Source organism: Paenibacillus nitricinens (genome assembly GCF_052056485.1).
Taxonomy (GTDB): domain Bacteria; phylum Bacillota; class Bacilli; order Paenibacillales; family Paenibacillaceae; genus Paenibacillus_AQ; species Paenibacillus_AQ nitricinens.
The window spans coordinates 6,658,704-6,676,202 of sequence record NZ_CP183948.1 but is presented as its reverse complement, the minus strand read 5'-3'; the positions used below and the strand labels follow the sequence as shown (position 1 = coordinate 6,676,202).

The following is a 17,499-nucleotide window of genomic DNA, read 5'->3' as shown; positions in this document are numbered from 1 at the left end:
TTTTGCAACATACTCTAAAGAATCTCTACGGCAATCGGTGTACACTTGTACCCATTGCAGACACTTTCGGAGCAGGGACAAGCTGATATGGCAATGATCAGATCCATCTCAGCCCGCAACTCCATATAATCCCCGGCTTTAGAAAGCGGTCGCTCCACGCTGACTTTTCCAGAAGGATCAATGACAGTATTCATAAAAAGATTAAACGGATAATGCTGATCGGGAGCGGGCAGGCCAAACTCCGATAGCGCCTCATTCAGGTTATTGTAGCAGCTGGCGTGATCCTTTTTGTTATACAGCACCTCATACATCTCGGGACGACAGGCAGAGTTAATGAAATCATGACGGCCCACAGTATCCTTAATAATCGTAAGCAGTGGCCTGTATTGGTTGGAATAGAGGATGTCCCCCGGGAGCACATTCATCTTACCTAGAGCATCTATCGTTACACCGGGGTCAATCCGTTCATTAGGGTGAACGGCGTTATAAGCAGCAAAATCTGCTACCTGCTCTCCTTCTACATCGGTTACCCGGACGATCTGCCCTTTGTCCAACTTGAAGCCCAATCCCTTGGTTGCTGGAATTAGCCATTGGTGTTCGCTCATGAGTATTCTCCTTCGGTCATAGTCTGTGAGAAGTAGTATGGCTTTTTGCCAAAAAAGTCATACCAAGTATGGTGCAGTGTGACGTTCATAGAAACAATTGTATTAGATATGATGACATTACAAGCCTATAGTAGCGTTGTTGCAGGAATCATCCCATTTGTCGTTGAATATATCCCGTTAACCGTATTGCGTATTCAAGATACGCAGCCACAGGAGGGAACAACTTTGAAATCGACTACCGTTCAAAGCCTTACAGAGACGTTTAAGCTGGAAGTACTTGCAGGTGCTAGCTGCATGGAACGTGAAATCACTCGTTCAAAGGCGCATAGACCTGGTCTGGAGTTCGTGGGTTACTTTGATTTTTTCCCAACGAAGCGGGTACAAGTATTGGGCTGCAAGGAAATCAATTATCTGTTAACCCTAAGCGTTGAAGAGCGCAAGTTACATATTGGTAATATCGTCAAGTATCATCCACCATGCTTTATTGTGACGACAGGTCAGCAGGAGATTCCTTATTTAACTCTATTCTGCGAAGAAGAGGGCATCCCGTTGCTTCGGACGCAGGAGACGACGACAGAGATCATCGCAAAGATTGACACCTATCTGGTGAAGGCGCTGGCGCCAGAGCTTTCAATTCATGGGGTATGTGTAAATGTGTCTGGTATAGGTGTCCTACTCCGGGGCAAGTCTGGGATTGGAAAAAGCGAAACCGCGCATACGCTTATTAGAAGAGGCCACCGGTTTGTGGCGGATGATATCGTGGTGCTGAAGAAGCTGGGACCGGCAACGCTTCTCGACACACATAATGAGACGACCCGCGAATTCCTAGCGCTGCGCAGTATTGGTCTGATCAATGTTGTACGCCAGTACGGGCGTAGAGCTTTTCAGGATGAGACGCGAATTGTACTCGACATTGAGTTGTCTCCTTGGCGAGAGAATTCCTTGAATAATGAGCTCGAGCTGGAGCCGAAGTTCACAGACTATCTTGGTGTCCAAATTCCACATATTGAAATCCAGCTTCAGCCCGGCCGTGACGTAGCCGGCCTAATCGAAGCTGCCGCCAACAACTGGTATCTGAAACAGCTTGGCTATAGCGCCGTTGAAGAGTTTATGCAGAGGATTGAAAACGGGATGCAGTCGTGAAGGTAAAACATATGGATAAATAGAATATCCAAGTACTTTTGAAAGGACTGTCCGCAGGTGAGAGTGCTGCTTATGGACGGTCTGTCTTTTTATTATGACCTACGCATTACTTTTTGCGTATGCTAAACTGTAATAATGAAAAGGGGGATGGACCATGGGTAGAAAACAAACTTTTACTGAAACCGAGCTGCTTGATATGACAAAAAAATTAGTATTGGATCATGGCTACGATGGCTTTCATCTCAAACTGCTCTCGCAGCATCTGTCCGGTGCCCGAAGTACCATTTATCAATATTATGCTAATAAAGAAGAAATCGTTGCCGCTTGTATGAAGCGCGTAATTGCAGCGGTATTAGATAAGGCATTAACAATTAACGAGGCAAATCCCATGGACGCTCTCGAGCAGTTACTTCTCATTTACGTAGAAGAATCTTCGCTCCATCAGCTCCTGGGAGATGCCAGTAAAATAAACACAGCGAATTCTGCTGCAGCGGCGAGGGATCTTGAATTTATTGAAGAAGCACATAAGACTCTTAAAATTCAGTTATCTGGTTTGTTCGCACGCGCACAGCAGGAAAAAAGCCTGCGGCAGGATATCCCACTTCCTGTACTTATTGGTGTTTTTTTTAACCTAATTAATACACCAAATATGCTGAATATCCCAACACCTGATTGGGGTAAGGTGTTATTTCAAATGTGGATTGGGGGTGCAAAGAGCTGATCTAATTTTGAAGAGAATTTGACACATGTGTCATTTATATTGTTTAATAAATGAGACAGATGTGGTGGTGCCATCTAATTTGACACATGTGTCAATTAATATAAAGGGAGCTGAAAAAAGATAATGTTCTTAGCTATGAAGGAAATAATGCATAGTAAAATGAAGTTTTCAATGATTGCTATTATTTTTGTATTAATTGCTTGGTTGGTATTCATTTTATCAGGTTTAGGAACTGGATTATCTACACTAGCTGCATCCACACTCAAGACTATGAAGGCTGATTATGTAGTTTTTGAAGAAGGGTCGCAGTCTTCGATGAGCAAGTCTCTTCTGTCTGAGCAGTTATTGACCGAAGTGGAGTTATTGCCAAATGTTAGTGCTGCAGCACCGATGGGAAGTACAATGGCAACAGCGCTGAAAGAGCAAGGTGCTAAGAATGAGGATAAGGTAGACATCGCGATTATTGGAATTAATCCAGGAAGTTTCTTGGAGCCGACTATCGTGGAAGGGGAGAGTTTAACTTCTGAGAATTCTACTGGTGTACTAGTGAACATGACCATGAAGGATGAGGGTTATAGCCTAGGTGATACTTTTCAGTTAGACGGTACAACGGAATCATTAACGATTATCGGGTTTGTGAAGGATCAGACCTATAACCACGTTGCTTCCGTATTTACTCCGATGGAGGAGTGGCGGAAGATTAGTTTTGCTGCTCCGGGTTCAGATAAAGGAATTCCAGGTCCGGTTAATGCAATTATGCTGCAAGGCAAGGATATCGATCCAGAAGTAATGAATAGCAAATTATCAGGTACGGATACGGTTACCCGGGCAGAAGCTGTTCAAGGGATGCCAGGTTACAAGGAAGAGAATGGTACTATTTTAATGATGCTAGCATTTTTGCTGGCGATCTCTGCATTCGTGCTTGGAGTGTTCTTCTATGTAATTACGATGCAGAAGAGCAACCAGTTTGGCATTATGAAAGCTATAGGTGCCAGTAACAAATTCCTTGGAAAAGCCATTATATCGCAAGTATTTATAATTTCTTTGACTAGTATTGTAATTGGAATCTTACTGACTTATGGGACAGCCGCCATTATGCCGAAGGGTATGCCTTTCAAGCTGGAAACGAATCTTGTCGTAATTTATTCTTTAATCTTACTAATCATCGCTGTGTTAAGTTCGATGGTATCCGTTCGAAAGATTACAAAGATTGATCCGCTACAGGCATTGGGGAGGGTTGAATAATGACTAAGGGATTACAAATGAATGATGTCACAAAATACTATGCTGAAGGAAGTAATCGTATCGCCGCACTTGATCATGTAACCCTATCGGTCGAGCCGGGTGAGTTCGTGGCTGTAGTTGGACCGTCGGGTTCAGGTAAAAGTACGTTCTTGTCTATTGCTGGAGCCATGCTTGAAGCTTCAGAAGGGGAAGTTAAGCTGAATGGGCATACTATTTCTACGCTTACTGCCAAAGAACTGTCGAATATAAGACTACAAGAAATCGGATTTATTATGCAATCTTCAAATTTGGTTCCATATTTAAATGTTTTGGATCAATTGCTAATAGTAAAAAGGATGTCGAGCACAGTAACTAGAGAGGATAAGCAATTGGCCACTAAGCTGCTCGAAGAGCTGGGTCTTGGCGCGAAGCTAACAAGTCTTCCAGAAGAGTTATCAGGTGGGGAGAAGCAACGGACAGCCATCGCTCGCGCTTTAATAAATAACCCTAATGTCATCTTGGCGGACGAGCCTACAGCTAGTTTGGATACTAAACGGGCCCATGAAGTAGTTAGTCTAATCGCGCAAGAGGTGAAGTCACGCCAGAAAGCAGCGATTATGGTTACTCACGATGAACGTATGCTTAAATATTGTGATAAAGTATACCGGATGGAGGATGGTAAGTTATCTTTGTTCCCTCTAAAAGATGTTTATAAATAAATTTTTCTCTGTCTACACAAACAGACCGCAGATCAATTCTGCGGCCTATTTTTTAATAGTAAATTATGCTTTCAGAAATTAGAGGATCATTTAAGATTAGAGGTGTTGTATTCAACCAGCTCGAGTCAGTTGCTAAGTTTGAAACTTTTGTTAAAGACTGAGTAACTAATGATGAAAAGAATCGTAATCAAAGAGCGACTGTGGCTGACACGGCGCTTTTTTTGTGATGATTGTAATCTTCTTGCGACATACTATTCCTATGCAATAACCCCCTCAAGGGTATGAATACGCAGGAGGACTTGCGTTATTGGCTGGGCATAGGCTATAAATGGTATAATTTCTAATAGGTATTTTGAGTGATCGTTACTAGGAGGTATTAATGATGAGTGATGAGCTATTGGAAAAATTGGATACTTGGCATGAAGAGGATGAATTTCAAGAAATTGTGGATGCAATAACGGAAATTCCTGAAGAGGAAAGAGATTATGTTCTAACTAGTCATTTGGGCAGAGCACTTAATAATCTCGGGCAATATGAAGAGGCCTTAGAGCAGTATTTGAGCATTGAAGAAGAGGGCGAAGGTGATCCGCTCTGGCATTACCGTATCGGAGTTTCCTACTATTATCTGAAGCGCTATGACGAAGCTTTAAAAGCATTTACAATTGCAGACGAGCTAGAGCCTGATGATGAGGATACCTTGGAGTTTTTGGGTTGGATCAAACGCAAATTGGCTAAGAAAGCTACCAAAAAGCCTGTGAGTAAACCCGCAAATAAGCCTGTAGTAGCAATCGACTCCACCAATTTTTGGGATGACAGCGAGTATGCGTTCGAAGAATATATCTCTGAACCGCCTACAGATGCATTGATTGCTTCAGTGGAAGAAGAGCTGGTATTTAAGTTGCCAAAATACTACGTTGAAATGATGAAGTTACATAATGGGGGAATTCCTCATAACAATCGGTACCCAATTCCGGGAACAGGAGAATTTATTACGATTTCAGGTATCCTTGGCATTGGACGAGATAAAAATAGGTCGCTCTGTGGAGCTTCAGGCAGCCGGAATGTGATTGAAAATGGACGTTATCCAGAGGTTGGTGTGGTGATTTGTGATTGTCCTTCGGAGAATGAAGTAATCATGCTGGATTACCGCGAGTTTGGAAATGATGGCGAACCTGAGGTTATCCATGTAGATCGTGATAACAAATACAAGATTACTCGCTTGGCTGACAATTTCGAGTCCTTTATCGGTGGACTGGTGAAATAGTGGATTCGGCGATTTAGCTGAAGGCGAGACGGGTTCCGAGTCGTTAGACTTTGGTGAACCTATAATTAGTCATGAATCAGCCCATTCATGAACCAGGAAACAGAGCAGCGGTTATCCAATCATGGAGATACGCTGCTCTGTTTTCTTTTTTATCCACTCATTGACCGTTAATGAACACCCTGGACTGAAGTACATCGAGCGCTTGGTTGATTTCCTCCAATTCTTCAGTAGAAGAATCTTTAATTCGATCCAGAAAACGTTCGCCGATTTGCTCAAAAGCTTTATTCATCATCGCTTGTCCCTCTTCAGACAGTCGGATAAATTGCTTACGCCGATCTTCTGCGACATCAAACTTCTCACAAAGGTTCTTTTCCGTTAATTTCTTAAGTTCACGGCTTGTGTTTGGCATAGAGATATTCTTACAATCGCTGATTTGGCTGAGGGTAACAGGCTGGCTAACGGCAATATACTCCAGAATACTATATTGAACAGGCGTAATACCTTCCGGTCTAACATCTTTGGTTAGGTCGAATGTTACTTCATGGACTGCCGTCGTAAAGGTCACTAATTTATGGAAAAACGCTTCTTTGTCCATTACGATCACCTCTTAGTGTAAACTTTAACAAAATAATTATCATAATACAATTATCATTTGACAACTAAATATAGGTTGTGATACGATTTTGTTATCAAATGATAATTAAAGAGGTGGAGCAATGAACGTCTTAGTCATCTATACACATCCGAATCATAAAAGTTTAAGTTATTCTTTTTTCAATAAAGTCATCCAAGGAAGTAATGAGAATCAACAGATCTCGAAGATAGAGGTACTTGATCTATATGAAGAGCAATTTGATCCGGTGCTGGTTTTTAATGAACATAAACGGAGAAGAGACATGCACACCGATCCCCAGCTAGAGAAATATCGTGAGCAGATTCGTCAGGCCGACAAAATTGTATTCGTGTATCCCATCTGGTGGGGGCGGCCTCCGGCCATGCTGCTAGGTTATATTGATCAAATGTTTGCTTCTAATTTCGCTTACAGAGAAAAGGGCGGGCTTATACCTGAAGGGCTGCTGAAAGGGAAGTCGGTAGTTTGTATTTCCAGCATGAAGGGTCCAACCCTGTATCCTTTATATTGGTTAAATAATTCCCATAAAGTGCTGATGAGAAAAGCATTGTTTCAATATTGTGGGATCAAGAAAGTGAAGTTTTTTGAGTTTGGCAACATGGAGAGCCCGAAAGGTAAACATGAAAAGAAGCTAAATCAGGTGTATCAATATTTCAAATCTGTAGCTAATTAATACGATAGATGAAGCAGCGTTATGATTATTTCGGCTCGTTGTATAGATAGGCAACATAATCCTGTAGCACTGAGGTATGATCCATTTGTCGCAGCATTATCCCGATATTACCGCGGTGATAGCTGCCATGATTCGCGATGTGAAAGATAGCTCCGGAAATAGATGTCTCAAGCGATCCCATAGTTGGATGATCTAACACAACGGTGGGGTCCTTATCTATGTGACTATTCAGAACCATTTTATTTTTACTGGATAGCTCACGATAGAGGACATCCATTTCTTCAATATCTTTTATTGCTAACAAGGGCTCTAGTTGTGCTGCTGATGCTATAGCTTCATTCCTAGTTCGCCCTGAAATCAAGTCAAACCAAATATTCTCCACGACATAAATATGCGTCACAACCTTTGCTACCGAAGAAAAACCACTCTGGATATCCTTATGATAAATGTCTTTAGGCAACTCCTTTAAGCGATGGATGATCGTTTGATTAGCCCATACATTGTAGTCATACATTTCTAACGTAGGATGTTTCTCCATGAGTTACTCCCCCTAAGATTATTGATGCTTTAATTATACCCATTCCAAAAATGTTCGGTACAATTTAGAGATGTTTATTATAGGATCCTTTGTCCAAAATAAACCAAGATACAGACGACAGCGATAAAGCAGAGGAGTAACCAATTCGCTAGCTTCATTCCCATCTACACCGTACCTGCCTTGAACATTGTTAAGTCCTCGCCGCTTACTTGTTTGATTAAATTCATTACCTTATAGGCTCCTCTGCCGTTCTCATAAGGCTTCATCTTATCTTTGTAAGTAGAGCGGTTCTCGTATAGCATCATAATCGAATGAACAAAGGTTTGATTAGTCATCTCTTCTTCAAGTAACATTTCAGCGAGTCCAGTTTGTTGAAAATACTGCGCTTGGGCAAGTTGACCAGAGCGGCTGCCACCATTCGTGTGAGGAATTAATAACATTGGCTTTTGCATAAAAAGAAGCTCCATCATAGAATTTGAGCCTGCACGCGATACGACAACATCCGCCATAGCTAATAAATGCGGCAGCTCACAGCTTGTAATGAATTCATACGATTTGTAGCCTGACATAGAGAGGTGATAATCAACCTTTCCCTCCCCGCAAATATGAACCACTTGAAATTTATCTATCAACTCAGCGAGTACATTGTTCACCATTTGGTTAATGCTGTGTGCCCCTTGGCTTCCTCCCATAATAAGAAGAACAGGCTTAACAGAGGTGAATCCGCAAAAGGCTAAACCACGTTGTTTATCCGCTAATTTGAATTGCTCCTTCAAGAGCGGTCCCACATGAACGGCCTTGAGTGAAGCAGATTTGGTTACAGTATCCAGAAAATTTGTACACAGATGAGTGGCAAACGGAAGTGATATTTTATTAGCTAGTCCAAGATTTAAGTCTGGTTCATAAATAATGATGGGCACTTTGTTAAGTTTGGCTCCAATCACGACCGGTACAGAAACAAATCCACCTTTAGAAAAAATTACACTTGGTTTGATGGCTCGTAGGAGCCGGTAGGATTGAAAGATGCCCTTCATGACTTTGAATACATCAGTTACATTCTTCCAGTCGAAGTAGCGTCTCAATTTTCCTGTGGAAATGGGGTGGTAGGTCACATCCTCCTTGTATTCAGACAAAAGCTTGCGCTCAATCCCTTGTTCAGAACCTATATAATGGACGTCCCAATCCTCTGCAAGACATTTAGGGATCAACACTAGATTACCAGATACATGTCCTGCGGAGCCTCCGCCTGTAAATACGATCGAGGGCCTCATGATAGGAACCCACCTTGTTGTAGCATTTCTTTTATTGCGGGTTGGCTCATCAACACATGATTGGAATCATAGCTTTGGAAGTCCACAGGCGGGCAAGAGGCATAAGCTTCTTGTAACCCTTCTATAGGAAAAGGAGGGAGAATCACATAATAGTGATCATCCAGATGAATGGAAGAAGCACTCTCGAATTCCGAAATTAGGGCCTCGCTTAAGCTTTCTCCTGGGCGAATCCCCGTTTCATTGATTTGGATCGTGCTAGTTGATAAGTTATCAATTAAGACTTGGGCAAGATCCTTAATATTGCAAGCAGGCATCTTGGTCACAAAGACTTCTCCGCCCCTGCTTTCTTCTGTCGCTTTAAGGAGTAAGGTAATTGCATCATCTATGGTTAAGAAAAAGCGAGTCATTCTAGCATCTGTAAGGGAAATGTCTACCTCATCCGCAATACTTTGTTTGAAAATGGGAACCACACTGCCGGTTGAGCCGAGGACGTTGCCACTTCTCACACATACAAACTGTGTTTTGGTTTGTCTGAGATTGGCATGAACCATTAACTTTTCGCCGAGTGATTTTGTCATTCCATAGGTGCTCGATGGATGAGCTGCTTTATCAGTGGAGACGTAGATCACTTTTTTAACGCCATGTTTAATAGCGGCTTGAATCACATGCTGAGTTCCGAGTACGTTAGTCTTCATCGCACTGTCCGGTTGTTGTTCGCAGATCGGGACATGCTTCAAGGCCGCTAAATGATAGATATAATCTACCTGATGGCAAGCCTGCATCAGTTCTTGCTTATCACGTATATCACCGATGATGAACGTTAGTTTGGGATTATGATGATATTCCTGTTGTAGTTCTACTTGAAGTGACTCATTGCGGGAAAATATTCTGATTTCTTTAGGGTCACTTTCCAATAACCGTTTCACGAGTTGTCTTCCCCATGATCCGGTTCCCCCAGTAATTAATATGGTTGTATTTTGCACGGTTTGTTCCTCCTATGATCTTAGCTACACAACAATCATAGTGTTCATATGTTACGTGAATATGGCAAAGCGAAAGCTCCCAAAATCAAAAAAAGGTTAAAGAACCCGTATAACAGGTCCCTTAACCCTTCTTTTAACATCTAATAGCCATCGGTTTGTTTACCGGATTGCTCCGCAATTTCCGCGCCGGCTCGATTATCCGAGGTACCTATATGCTTGTGGTCGGCTTGGGCTTGAGCAAGACCTTCAGCCACTCGACGGCCATAGTCTGGATCGGCCTTTGTGAAATGCTCGATCATATTATTCTGAATGACAGGCGCACATATTTTCAGTGCATCGACCAGGTTATGAATCAATTCATCCTGTTCCCAATCCTCGAACTTGCGATAGGTATCTCCAGCTTGCCCGAAGTCATTTGCCCGACTAATTTTGTCGCGAACTAGTCGATCATTATACATCGGTTGATGTTCTTTGCCAGAAGGGGTTGCCTCCTTTAACCCGCCAAGCGAGGATGGTTCGTAATTCACGTGTGGGTTTTGCTCAGGTGCCTTATCCACATGATAAGTCATTTGCCCATCCCGCTGATTCGTTGCTACCCTTGTCTTTGGAGCATTAATCGGCAACTGAATGTAGTTCGCGCCCACCCGGTGCCGCTGAGTATCCGAATAGGAGAACGTCCGGCCTTGCAGCAGCTTGTCATCCGAGAAATCCAGACCGTCTACTAGAACTCCAGTCCCGAAAGCGACCTGTTCGACCTCGGCAAAATAATTATCTGGATTTCGATCCAGAATCATCTTCCCTACAGGTAAAAATGGAAAACGTTCATGATCCCAAAGCTTAGTAGGATCGAGTGGATCAAAGTCGAGCTCTGGATGCTCATCGTCACTCAGGATTTGTACACAAAGCTCCCATTCAGGATAATCCTTGCGCGCAATAGCCTCATATAAATCCTGCGTAGCATGGCTGACGTTTTTGGCTTGGATATCCTCAGCGGCTTGCTGAGTGAGATTCTTAATGCCATGTTTCAGCGGCTCCCAATGGTATTTGATTAAGACGGCTTCGCCTTTTTCATTCACCCATTTATAGGTGTTGACCCCAGACCCCTGCATCTGCCGATAGTTGGCTGGAATCCCCCAAGGAGAGAACAAAAACGTAATCATGTGAGTAGCTTCAGGAGAGTTCGATACGAAATCAAACATCCGTTCCGGGTTTTGCAGATTGGTCACGGGATCTGGCTTGAAAGCATGAACCATGTCAGGAAATTTCAGCGGATCACGGATAAAGAAAATCTTCAGATTGTTGCCGACCAAGTCCCAGTTGCCATCCTCTGTATAGAATTTTGTGGCGAAGCCACGGGGGTCCCGAAAGGTCTCCGGAGAGTAAACACCATGAACTACCGTAGAAAACCGTACGAATACAGGTGTTTTTTTGCCTGCTTCTTGAAAAAGCTTAGCACGCGTATACTTCGAGACGGGTTCATCGCCTACTTTTCCATAAGCTTCAAAATACCCGTGGGCTCCTGCACCCCTAGCATGTACAACACGTTCCGGAATACGCTCTCGATCAAAATGAGATATTTTCTCGATAAAGTGGTAGTTTTCGAGCGTCGACGGTCCGCGATTGCCTACCGTCCGTATATTTTGATTATCTGTAATTGGATGACCCTGTCGATCCGTTAAAGTCATATCTTCTTTTTCCTTGTCCATAGGGCAGAGCTCCACCTTTCTTCAGATATGTATAGTATTTTCTACCATAATTCTGAAAAGTATGCGAAACCCACTGACAAGAGATGTTATGAAAGTTACAATTTTTATTGGCATTTGAAATAATGACTGTTATATTTGAAAATACTATGTGTTATAAGCTTAGCAACTTGGGATCGACAGAATGGAGAGGCGGAATTACATGCAACAATTTTTAGATAGTATGATTAGCGTAACAAATGATTTTTTATGGTCGAAAATATTGGTGATCCTTCTTATTGCTTGTGGACTTTATTTCACCGTAAGATCGAAATTTGTACAGTTTGGTATGTTCAAAGAAATGTTTCGGGTTCTTAAAGGATCTAATGAAAGGTCAAAAGATAGTATTTCATCCTTCCAGGCCTTCTGCATCAGTATGGCGGCGAGGGTAGGGACAGGTAATATAACGGGAATCGCAATTGCTATTGCGATAGGTGGTCCAGGGGCTATCTTCTGGATGTGGGTGATTGCCATTATTGGATCAGCGTCTGGTTTTATAGAAAGCACTTTGGCACAGGTATATAAAGTGAAGGATAAGACCGGATTTCGCGGTGGGCCTGCCTATTATATGGAGAAAGGCCTGAACAAGCGCTGGATGGGAGCGATATTCGCGGTTCTGATTACATTATCCTTCGGGCTTGTATTTAACGCGGTCCAATCGAATACGGTCACAGTGGCCTTTGAGAATTCATTTGGCACCAATCGGGCCATTCTTGGCCTTATAATGGCTGCCGCCTTTGCGCTGGTTATCTTCGGCGGTGTTAAGCGTATCGCAAGAATGTCCGAATATATTGTGGTGGTAATGGCAGGAATCTACATTGGGGCTGCTCTTATTATTATGCTGATTAATATTACAGAGCTCCCGGGAGTTCTCGCACTCATTGTGAAAAGTGCCTTCGGATTTGAACAAGTCGCTGGTGGCTCTCTTGGTGCAGTAATTCTACAGGGTGTGAAGCGTGGTTTGTTCTCTAACGAAGCGGGCATGGGGAGTGCGCCAAATGCTGCAGCAACGGCAACCACAAGTCATCCGGTGAAACAGGGGCTAATGCAAGCCCTGGGCGTACTCACGGATACGTTACTTATTTGTTCGAGTACGGCATTTATTATTTTACTGTCTGATGCCTACAAGCAGCCTGGGCTAGATGGGATCAAGCTGACACAAGCCGCATTAAGCGAGCATATTGGTTCGTGGGCATCTGGATCACTAGCGATCATGATTTTATTGTTTGCCTTCAGTACATTAATTGGAAATTATTATTATGGTGAGACTAATATAGAATTCTTGAACTCCAACAAAAAAGTATTATTATTCTATAGATACAGTGTCTTGGCGATGATTATTTTTGGTTCCGTAGCAAAGGTTCAATTGGTATGGGATTTGGCTGACTTATTTATGGGCTTCATGGTTATCGTGAATTTGATTGCCATCCTGCTATTATCCAAAGTGGCCTTTGCCGCCTTGAAGGATTATAAGCAGCAGAAACGTGAAGGGAAGGATCCTGTTTTCTATAAAGACAGCATTCCGGGGCTCGAGAACATTGAAGGTTGGGACAATTCTTCAGATATAAAAAGATAGAAATGTATTTGAAGAGCTCAGGAGACTGAGCTCTTTTTGCTGTCAGATTAGAAAAACGAGCCTTTAGAATTGCTTCTATAGGCTCGTTTTGCATAGAGAATATTTAAACAGTCTTTTTTAATCTAGTATTTAACCTGCCGCCCACACATCTAACTCAATTTTTAATTCTGGTAAACCTAATCCTTTAACATAAGCAATGGTCATTGAAGGAGGCGTCATCCCGAATACTTTATTCCAAATTTCATAGAAATGATCCCAATCGATTTCTTCAGTGGCCCAAATGTTGATTTTGATTACGTTATCGGGAGTCAGCTTTTGAGAAGAGAGGACTTCCACAATATTACTCATTGTATTTGTTACTTGTTGATTAAAATCTGTAGGAATATTACTGTTTTGATCAATTCCAATTTGACCAGAAAATACATACATTTCAGCGTTCCTGCTTATTTTTGTTACATGACTATAGTTACCAACGGGTTTCGCAATATTTTCTGGATTATATCTTGTAATCACATGATTATTTAAGTTCATTTTTATGAAGTCTCCTTTAAATAGAAGATACATAACGATAGCTAGGTTATATATCTCCACTGTTTTTTAGTTTTAATTTTTGACAGACCTATCCTATCCATCATTAATTCTAGAAAAAAACAGCAGTAGAATACCCAATACCAAAAGATAAATATTTTAGGGATCTCTTTTTCATCAGGTATTCCTCCTTCATATTTAAAGTAAGATAACTCCATCAGAATGATAACATTAATCCATGCGTGACGGCAACTTTGCCTCCCTCGGCACAAAAAACACTTACATTAGCGGATATTATGTTGTTATAATTACAAACAGACCGGTTGGTATGTTAGGGGGAATACGTAATTATGGATACAAAATCACTAATGATTGAGAAGGCGACACTCCTTTTTCAACTAAAAGGTTATAAGAGTGTAGGCGTTAGTGAAATTTTAAAGGCTTGTGATGTTACCAAAGGAGCGCTCTATCATCATTTTCCAAATGGAAAAGAAGAGCTATTAATTGCTTGTCTAAAGAGCCTAAAGGAAGCCATAACAATAGATATGGAGGATATTTTTAAAAGGCATTCTTCTACGCAAGAGGCCACGCAATTTATGCTTAATAAGTTAATTCACAACTTGGAAACCGAGGGCAAGCTTACAGGCTATACATTTAGCAGTATTGTCAGTGAAATGGCTACAGTCAGTGAGCCTGTCCGCCAAGCATGTAACTCACTTTATGAGAACATTCAGACTATTTATTACACGAAGCTTACAACTGAAGGCTTCTCGAATGAACTAGCTTCTGATATTGCTTTATGGATGACAACCTCGATTGAGGGTGCGATCATGCTGTGTCAAACGCAGCGATCTACTGCACCTTTAAAGACTATTGCGAAACTATTACCGACAATTTTGAAAGGAAGAACATCATGAATTTAGAAACAAGATTACCGAGAAACGGCAAAGAGGGTGCATTATACGGTGCAATTATTTGTACACTAACCGTTCTGTTTATGTCTTCACTAAATGTCATTTTAGCGGTTGGAGAATTTAATGGGGAAGTTGCCTTATCAATCCTTAAGGTGTTTCCGATCATTTGGGTCATTGTTATGATTATAGAGCCTGTTGTTATTGGGCGTATCGCAGAAAAGCTGACAGCTAAATTCACACAACCTAGTGATAGCTTCAATGCCAAAATTCTATTTCGTATTCTTTTCACCGTACTAGGAATGTCTTTTGTGATGACCTTTATTGGAGACATTATCGGGAATGGATTGAGTTCTGATACGTTCCATCACTTCTTAGCGAATTGGCCAAGAAATTTCCTGATTGCACTGATCGCTGAAAGTATAGTGATCCAGCCTTTTGCACGATTTGTGATGGTAAAGCTACATGCTTCTCAGGATAAAAAGAAGTCCAGCACCGCTGGTATAACTGCATAAGGATTTTCGGAAAAAAACTCGTAACATAAATAAGCTCTCAGGCGAAGCGTTTCGTTTGAGAGCTTTTCTATTACCGTATATAATGATATTTTAGTCGAATAATTGAAACCCTCCTATAACAAAGAAAGCTTAACAATGAAAGGTAATATCGAACATGATGATCTATAGTCGTCTTGCCATAATGATGCCCCCATTTCCCTAGCTAGGCTCATATTCTTGTTGTTCTAGGATATAAGCTTGTAGGAGGGCGAATTTAATATGAAAAAATATGCAGCACCATCTTTACTGCTAATGATTGTTCTTGTGGCTTTTCCGCAAATCAGTGAGACGATCTACACTCCATCGTTGCCGGATATTGCGGTAGCACTTGGGGTCTCTAATAGTTCTGTACAATTAACATTAAGTATCTATTTTATCGGATTTGCTTTAGGTGTTTTGTGTTGGGGTTGGCTCTCTGATTTCATCGGACGGAGACCTGCCATGCTGGGTGGCCTCATTGTATATGGTATTGGATGCTTGAGGTGTTTTAACTCGGAATCCATTACTCTACTTCTGGTCAGCCGTTTCATTCAAGCGTTTGGGGCAGCGACAGGCTCAATCATTACACAAACGATTCTTCGTGAGAGTTTATCCGGAAATAAGCGGCATGCCATGTTTGCCCAAATCTCGGCGGTGATTGCGTTTACTCCAGCCGTAGGGCCTCTTATTGGCGGATTCGTGGATCAAGCTTTTGGCTTTCGGGCGGTTTTCTTTACACTAGTAACGATGAGTGTGTTGTTATTTGTATATGCTTTTTGGAAGCTGCCAGAAACGACTGATGTTTCCGCGAGAAAAAAGGTGGCTATTCTGCCTATCGTTAAAAGAATGCTCTCATTGCCACGTGTACTGGTGTTTGGGTTACTGATCGGGGGCATCAATGGAGTTTTATTTAGCTATTATGCAGAAGCACCCTTTATATTTATTGAACACTTTAACATTTCACCGGGAGTATATGGTTTTCTAGGTATTGTTGTGGCTTTGGCATCGATAGTGGGAGCAATGATGTCCAAGAGATTATTGAGTCTCTATGCCGCAGAAAAAATAATTCACATCGGCTGTCTAGTCATGGCTACCGGTTCCTTACTATTAACATTAGTATGTAGTCTCGGAACGTTGCCGGATATGATACTGATCGTATGTATCTTGGTAACCCTTTTTGTCATGTTAATGGGGGCCGGTATCGCCTTACCTAATTGTCTAAGTCTTGCGCTTGTCAATTTTCAGGATGTTGTGGGAACAGCAGGTGCGATCTTCAGCTTGGGATATTACTTATTAGTTAGTTTGGCGACATGGGGAATGAGCGCCCTGCATAATGGTTCATTACTGACGATGCCCATCTATTTCTTAGGGATTAGCGGCGGAATGTGGTTATTAAGTAGAAAGTTTATTGTAGCGGAATAGAATTTTTATAAGTGATTTGCAAAGAGAAGGTATGGAACGGGGCATCCATATAATAATGGCAGTCTGGAACCTTTTGAGTTCCGGACTGCTTTTTATTTGTTAGTCTACTTCCGGCACAATGACTTGGATATGACGAGGGAGAACACTTAGCGAAATTGGTAAAATCGGACCTTCTTCACCGTCCACATTGGTTCTTACAGCTTCTGGAGAGCTTACAGTTACATTTTGGGCCGTGAAATAGACAACGTCTTTATGATCCTTAAGACTGCCAAGTAATAAAGAAATACTGGCTGTAATGGTATTGAGTATACTGAGGTCTTGAATAATAAAACAGTGAAGCAGACCATCGTCAACCGCAGCATCAGGGATCAGATTCTCGAATCCGCCAACGGAGTTGGTTAACACGGCGAGAAAAAGCGGGGAATCGCCTTGCCATGTTTTCTCGTCATAATGAATAACAAGAGGGTGCGGGGAAGTGCTTGTAAGTTGTTTTAGGCCTTCTTTCAAATATGCCAATGAGCCGAGCTTGGTTTTCTCTTCGATTGTTACGGAGGATAAGGATCCGGCGATTGAACCTACAGCAACAACATTTCCGAATAAGCGGTCATTTAAGCAACCAATATCTACTGTCTTTACGTTAGAGGAAGCAAGGGTTTGAATGGCTATTTCGGGATTCAGTGGAATCTGTAACGCGCGGGCAAAATCATTAACTGTTCCTAAAGGGACTACACCTAACTTTGGATGTTGTTTCTGATTCATAAGACCATTAATGGTCTCGTGAAGTGTGCCATCCCCGCCAATGGAGACGACTAGATCGTAACACTCCTCACAGGCAGTGATACAATAACGAGTTGCATCTAGTTCTTTTGCTGTCTCCTTGATCGTAACCAAGTAACCTTGATCAGCTAGAACTCTTTCTGCATATCTGACATATTCGCCAGCTTCTTCTTTACCAGATGAGGGGTTAATAATAATCATAGCTTGCGGCATAGGGATTATCCTCTCTTATTCAATC

General features: G+C 42.0%; 18 protein-coding genes. 10 read left to right on the top strand and 8 right to left on the bottom strand.

The window, feature by feature from the left end; translation table 11 throughout:
* Nucleotides 1-14: 14 nt before the first annotated feature.
* Complete coding sequence (locus ACN6KS_RS29715) at nucleotides 15-605, bottom strand: DUF1989 domain-containing protein (RefSeq protein WP_440961045.1); 591 nt, start codon at nucleotides 603-605, stop codon at nucleotides 15-17.
* Between the two features lie 225 nt (nucleotides 606-830).
* Here ACN6KS_RS29715 and hprK point away from each other — a divergent pair, with 225 nt between their 5' ends.
* From hprK to ACN6KS_RS29690, 5 genes are all read left to right on the top strand, one after another.
* Nucleotides 831-1,748 (top strand): HPr(Ser) kinase/phosphatase, encoded by a 918-nt coding sequence (gene hprK / locus ACN6KS_RS29710; protein WP_440962463.1) that lies wholly within the window; start codon nucleotides 831-833, stop codon nucleotides 1,746-1,748.
* Nucleotides 1,749-1,902: 154 nt separating this feature from the next.
* Complete coding sequence (locus ACN6KS_RS29705) at nucleotides 1,903-2,469, top strand: TetR/AcrR family transcriptional regulator (RefSeq protein WP_094868463.1); 567 nt, start codon at nucleotides 1,903-1,905, stop codon at nucleotides 2,467-2,469.
* 123 nt (nucleotides 2,470-2,592) lie between these two features.
* Nucleotides 2,593-3,714, top strand: coding sequence for an ABC transporter permease (locus tag ACN6KS_RS29700; RefSeq protein WP_440961044.1), 1,122 nt, complete (start codon nucleotides 2,593-2,595; stop codon nucleotides 3,712-3,714).
* Entirely contained in the window at nucleotides 3,714-4,412 is a 699-nt protein-coding gene (locus tag ACN6KS_RS29695) for an ABC transporter ATP-binding protein (protein ID WP_094875312.1), read from the top strand. The genes ACN6KS_RS29700 and ACN6KS_RS29695 overlap by 1 nt, the downstream gene beginning before the upstream one ends.
* Nucleotides 4,413-4,794: 382 nt before the next feature.
* Complete coding sequence (locus tag ACN6KS_RS29690) at nucleotides 4,795-5,676, top strand: SMI1/KNR4 family protein (RefSeq protein WP_440962462.1); 882 nt, start codon at nucleotides 4,795-4,797, stop codon at nucleotides 5,674-5,676.
* Between the two features lie 157 nt (nucleotides 5,677-5,833).
* Here the strand turns inward: ACN6KS_RS29690 and ACN6KS_RS29685 are convergent, their stop codons facing one another.
* Nucleotides 5,834-6,271 (bottom strand): MarR family winged helix-turn-helix transcriptional regulator, encoded by a 438-nt coding sequence (locus tag ACN6KS_RS29685; protein WP_094868459.1) that lies wholly within the window; start codon nucleotides 6,269-6,271, stop codon nucleotides 5,834-5,836.
* 121 nt (nucleotides 6,272-6,392) lie between these two features.
* On the opposite strand from ACN6KS_RS29685, the gene ACN6KS_RS29680 reads away from it, so the two are divergent.
* On the top strand, nucleotides 6,393-6,980 hold the full coding sequence (locus tag ACN6KS_RS29680) for an NAD(P)H-dependent oxidoreductase (protein WP_094868458.1): 588 nt from the start codon (nucleotides 6,393-6,395) through the stop codon (nucleotides 6,978-6,980).
* A 25-nt stretch (nucleotides 6,981-7,005) separates the two neighbouring features.
* Here ACN6KS_RS29680 and ACN6KS_RS29675 read toward each other — a convergent pair whose 3' ends face one another.
* From ACN6KS_RS29675 to ACN6KS_RS29660, 4 genes are all read right to left on the bottom strand, one after another.
* A complete protein-coding gene (locus ACN6KS_RS29675) occupies nucleotides 7,006-7,518 on the bottom strand; it encodes a DinB family protein (protein WP_256990333.1) in 513 nt (170 codons plus the stop codon).
* A 164-nt stretch (nucleotides 7,519-7,682) separates the two neighbouring features.
* Nucleotides 7,683-8,789: an undecaprenyldiphospho-muramoylpentapeptide beta-N-acetylglucosaminyltransferase gene (locus ACN6KS_RS29670; protein WP_341135996.1), complete on the bottom strand. Its 1,107-nt coding sequence runs from the start codon at nucleotides 8,787-8,789 to the stop codon at nucleotides 7,683-7,685.
* Complete coding sequence (locus ACN6KS_RS29665; RefSeq protein ID WP_094868456.1) at nucleotides 8,786-9,772, bottom strand: SDR family NAD(P)-dependent oxidoreductase; 987 nt, start codon at nucleotides 9,770-9,772, stop codon at nucleotides 8,786-8,788. The genes ACN6KS_RS29670 and ACN6KS_RS29665 overlap by 4 nt, the downstream gene beginning before the upstream one ends.
* Before the next feature lie 140 nt (nucleotides 9,773-9,912).
* Entirely contained in the window at nucleotides 9,913-11,478 is a 1,566-nt protein-coding gene (locus tag ACN6KS_RS29660; RefSeq protein WP_094868455.1) for a catalase, read from the bottom strand.
* 199 nt (nucleotides 11,479-11,677) lie between these two features.
* Between ACN6KS_RS29660 and ACN6KS_RS29655 the strand changes: the two genes are divergently transcribed.
* A complete protein-coding gene (locus tag ACN6KS_RS29655) occupies nucleotides 11,678-13,090 on the top strand; it encodes an alanine/glycine:cation symporter family protein (RefSeq protein ID WP_341135994.1) in 1,413 nt (470 codons plus the stop codon).
* Between the two features lie 129 nt (nucleotides 13,091-13,219).
* Here the strand turns inward: ACN6KS_RS29655 and ACN6KS_RS29650 are convergent, their stop codons facing one another.
* Nucleotides 13,220-13,621 carry a RidA family protein gene (locus tag ACN6KS_RS29650; RefSeq protein WP_341135993.1) on the bottom strand — a complete coding sequence of 134 codons (402 nt, stop codon included), beginning with the start codon at nucleotides 13,619-13,621 and terminating at the stop codon, nucleotides 13,220-13,222.
* A 347-nt stretch (nucleotides 13,622-13,968) separates the two neighbouring features.
* On the opposite strand from ACN6KS_RS29650, the gene ACN6KS_RS29645 reads away from it, so the two are divergent.
* From ACN6KS_RS29645 to ACN6KS_RS29635, 3 genes are all read left to right on the top strand, one after another.
* Entirely contained in the window at nucleotides 13,969-14,535 is a 567-nt protein-coding gene (locus ACN6KS_RS29645; protein ID WP_341135992.1) for a TetR/AcrR family transcriptional regulator, read from the top strand.
* On the top strand, nucleotides 14,532-15,044 hold the full coding sequence (locus tag ACN6KS_RS29640) for a DUF2798 domain-containing protein (RefSeq protein WP_341135991.1): 513 nt from the start codon (nucleotides 14,532-14,534) through the stop codon (nucleotides 15,042-15,044). The genes ACN6KS_RS29645 and ACN6KS_RS29640 overlap by 4 nt, the downstream gene beginning before the upstream one ends.
* A 258-nt stretch (nucleotides 15,045-15,302) precedes the next feature.
* Complete coding sequence (locus tag ACN6KS_RS29635) at nucleotides 15,303-16,484, top strand: multidrug effflux MFS transporter (RefSeq protein ID WP_440961043.1); 1,182 nt, start codon at nucleotides 15,303-15,305, stop codon at nucleotides 16,482-16,484.
* Between the two features lie 99 nt (nucleotides 16,485-16,583).
* Here the strand turns inward: ACN6KS_RS29635 and ACN6KS_RS29630 are convergent, their stop codons facing one another.
* Entirely contained in the window at nucleotides 16,584-17,474 is an 891-nt protein-coding gene (locus ACN6KS_RS29630; RefSeq protein WP_094868450.1) for a diacylglycerol/lipid kinase family protein, read from the bottom strand.
* Nucleotides 17,475-17,499: the final 25 nt, after the last annotated feature.

Excerpts from the sequence above, each read along its gene's own strand:
- ACN6KS_RS29670 (WP_341135996.1), bottom strand. The coding sequence starts at position 8,789 with ATGAGGCCCTCGATCGTATTTACAGGCGGAGGCTCCGCAGGACATGTA.
- ACN6KS_RS29695 (WP_094875312.1), top strand. The coding sequence starts at position 3,714 with ATGACTAAGGGATTACAAATGAATGATGTCACAAAATACTATGCTGAA.
- ACN6KS_RS29690 (WP_440962462.1), top strand. The coding sequence starts at position 4,795 with ATGAGTGATGAGCTATTGGAAAAATTGGATACTTGGCATGAAGAGGAT.
- ACN6KS_RS29685 (WP_094868459.1), bottom strand. The coding sequence starts at position 6,271 with ATGGACAAAGAAGCGTTTTTCCATAAATTAGTGACCTTTACGACGGCA.
- ACN6KS_RS29715 (WP_440961045.1), bottom strand. The coding sequence starts at position 605 with ATGAGCGAACACCAATGGCTAATTCCAGCAACCAAGGGATTGGGCTTC.
- ACN6KS_RS29635 (WP_440961043.1), top strand. The coding sequence starts at position 15,303 with ATGAAAAAATATGCAGCACCATCTTTACTGCTAATGATTGTTCTTGTG.
- ACN6KS_RS29675 (WP_256990333.1), bottom strand. The coding sequence starts at position 7,518 with ATGGAGAAACATCCTACGTTAGAAATGTATGACTACAATGTATGGGCT.
- ACN6KS_RS29645 (WP_341135992.1), top strand. The coding sequence starts at position 13,969 with ATGGATACAAAATCACTAATGATTGAGAAGGCGACACTCCTTTTTCAA.
- ACN6KS_RS29630 (WP_094868450.1), bottom strand. The coding sequence starts at position 17,474 with ATGCCGCAAGCTATGATTATTATTAACCCCTCATCTGGTAAAGAAGAA.
- ACN6KS_RS29650 (WP_341135993.1), bottom strand. The coding sequence starts at position 13,621 with ATGAACTTAAATAATCATGTGATTACAAGATATAATCCAGAAAATATT.
- ACN6KS_RS29705 (WP_094868463.1), top strand. The coding sequence starts at position 1,903 with ATGGGTAGAAAACAAACTTTTACTGAAACCGAGCTGCTTGATATGACA.
- ACN6KS_RS29660 (WP_094868455.1), bottom strand. The coding sequence starts at position 11,478 with ATGGACAAGGAAAAAGAAGATATGACTTTAACGGATCGACAGGGTCAT.
- ACN6KS_RS29700 (WP_440961044.1), top strand. The coding sequence starts at position 2,593 with ATGTTCTTAGCTATGAAGGAAATAATGCATAGTAAAATGAAGTTTTCA.
- ACN6KS_RS29655 (WP_341135994.1), top strand. The coding sequence starts at position 11,678 with ATGCAACAATTTTTAGATAGTATGATTAGCGTAACAAATGATTTTTTA.
- ACN6KS_RS29640 (WP_341135991.1), top strand. The coding sequence starts at position 14,532 with ATGAATTTAGAAACAAGATTACCGAGAAACGGCAAAGAGGGTGCATTA.
- ACN6KS_RS29680 (WP_094868458.1), top strand. The coding sequence starts at position 6,393 with ATGAACGTCTTAGTCATCTATACACATCCGAATCATAAAAGTTTAAGT.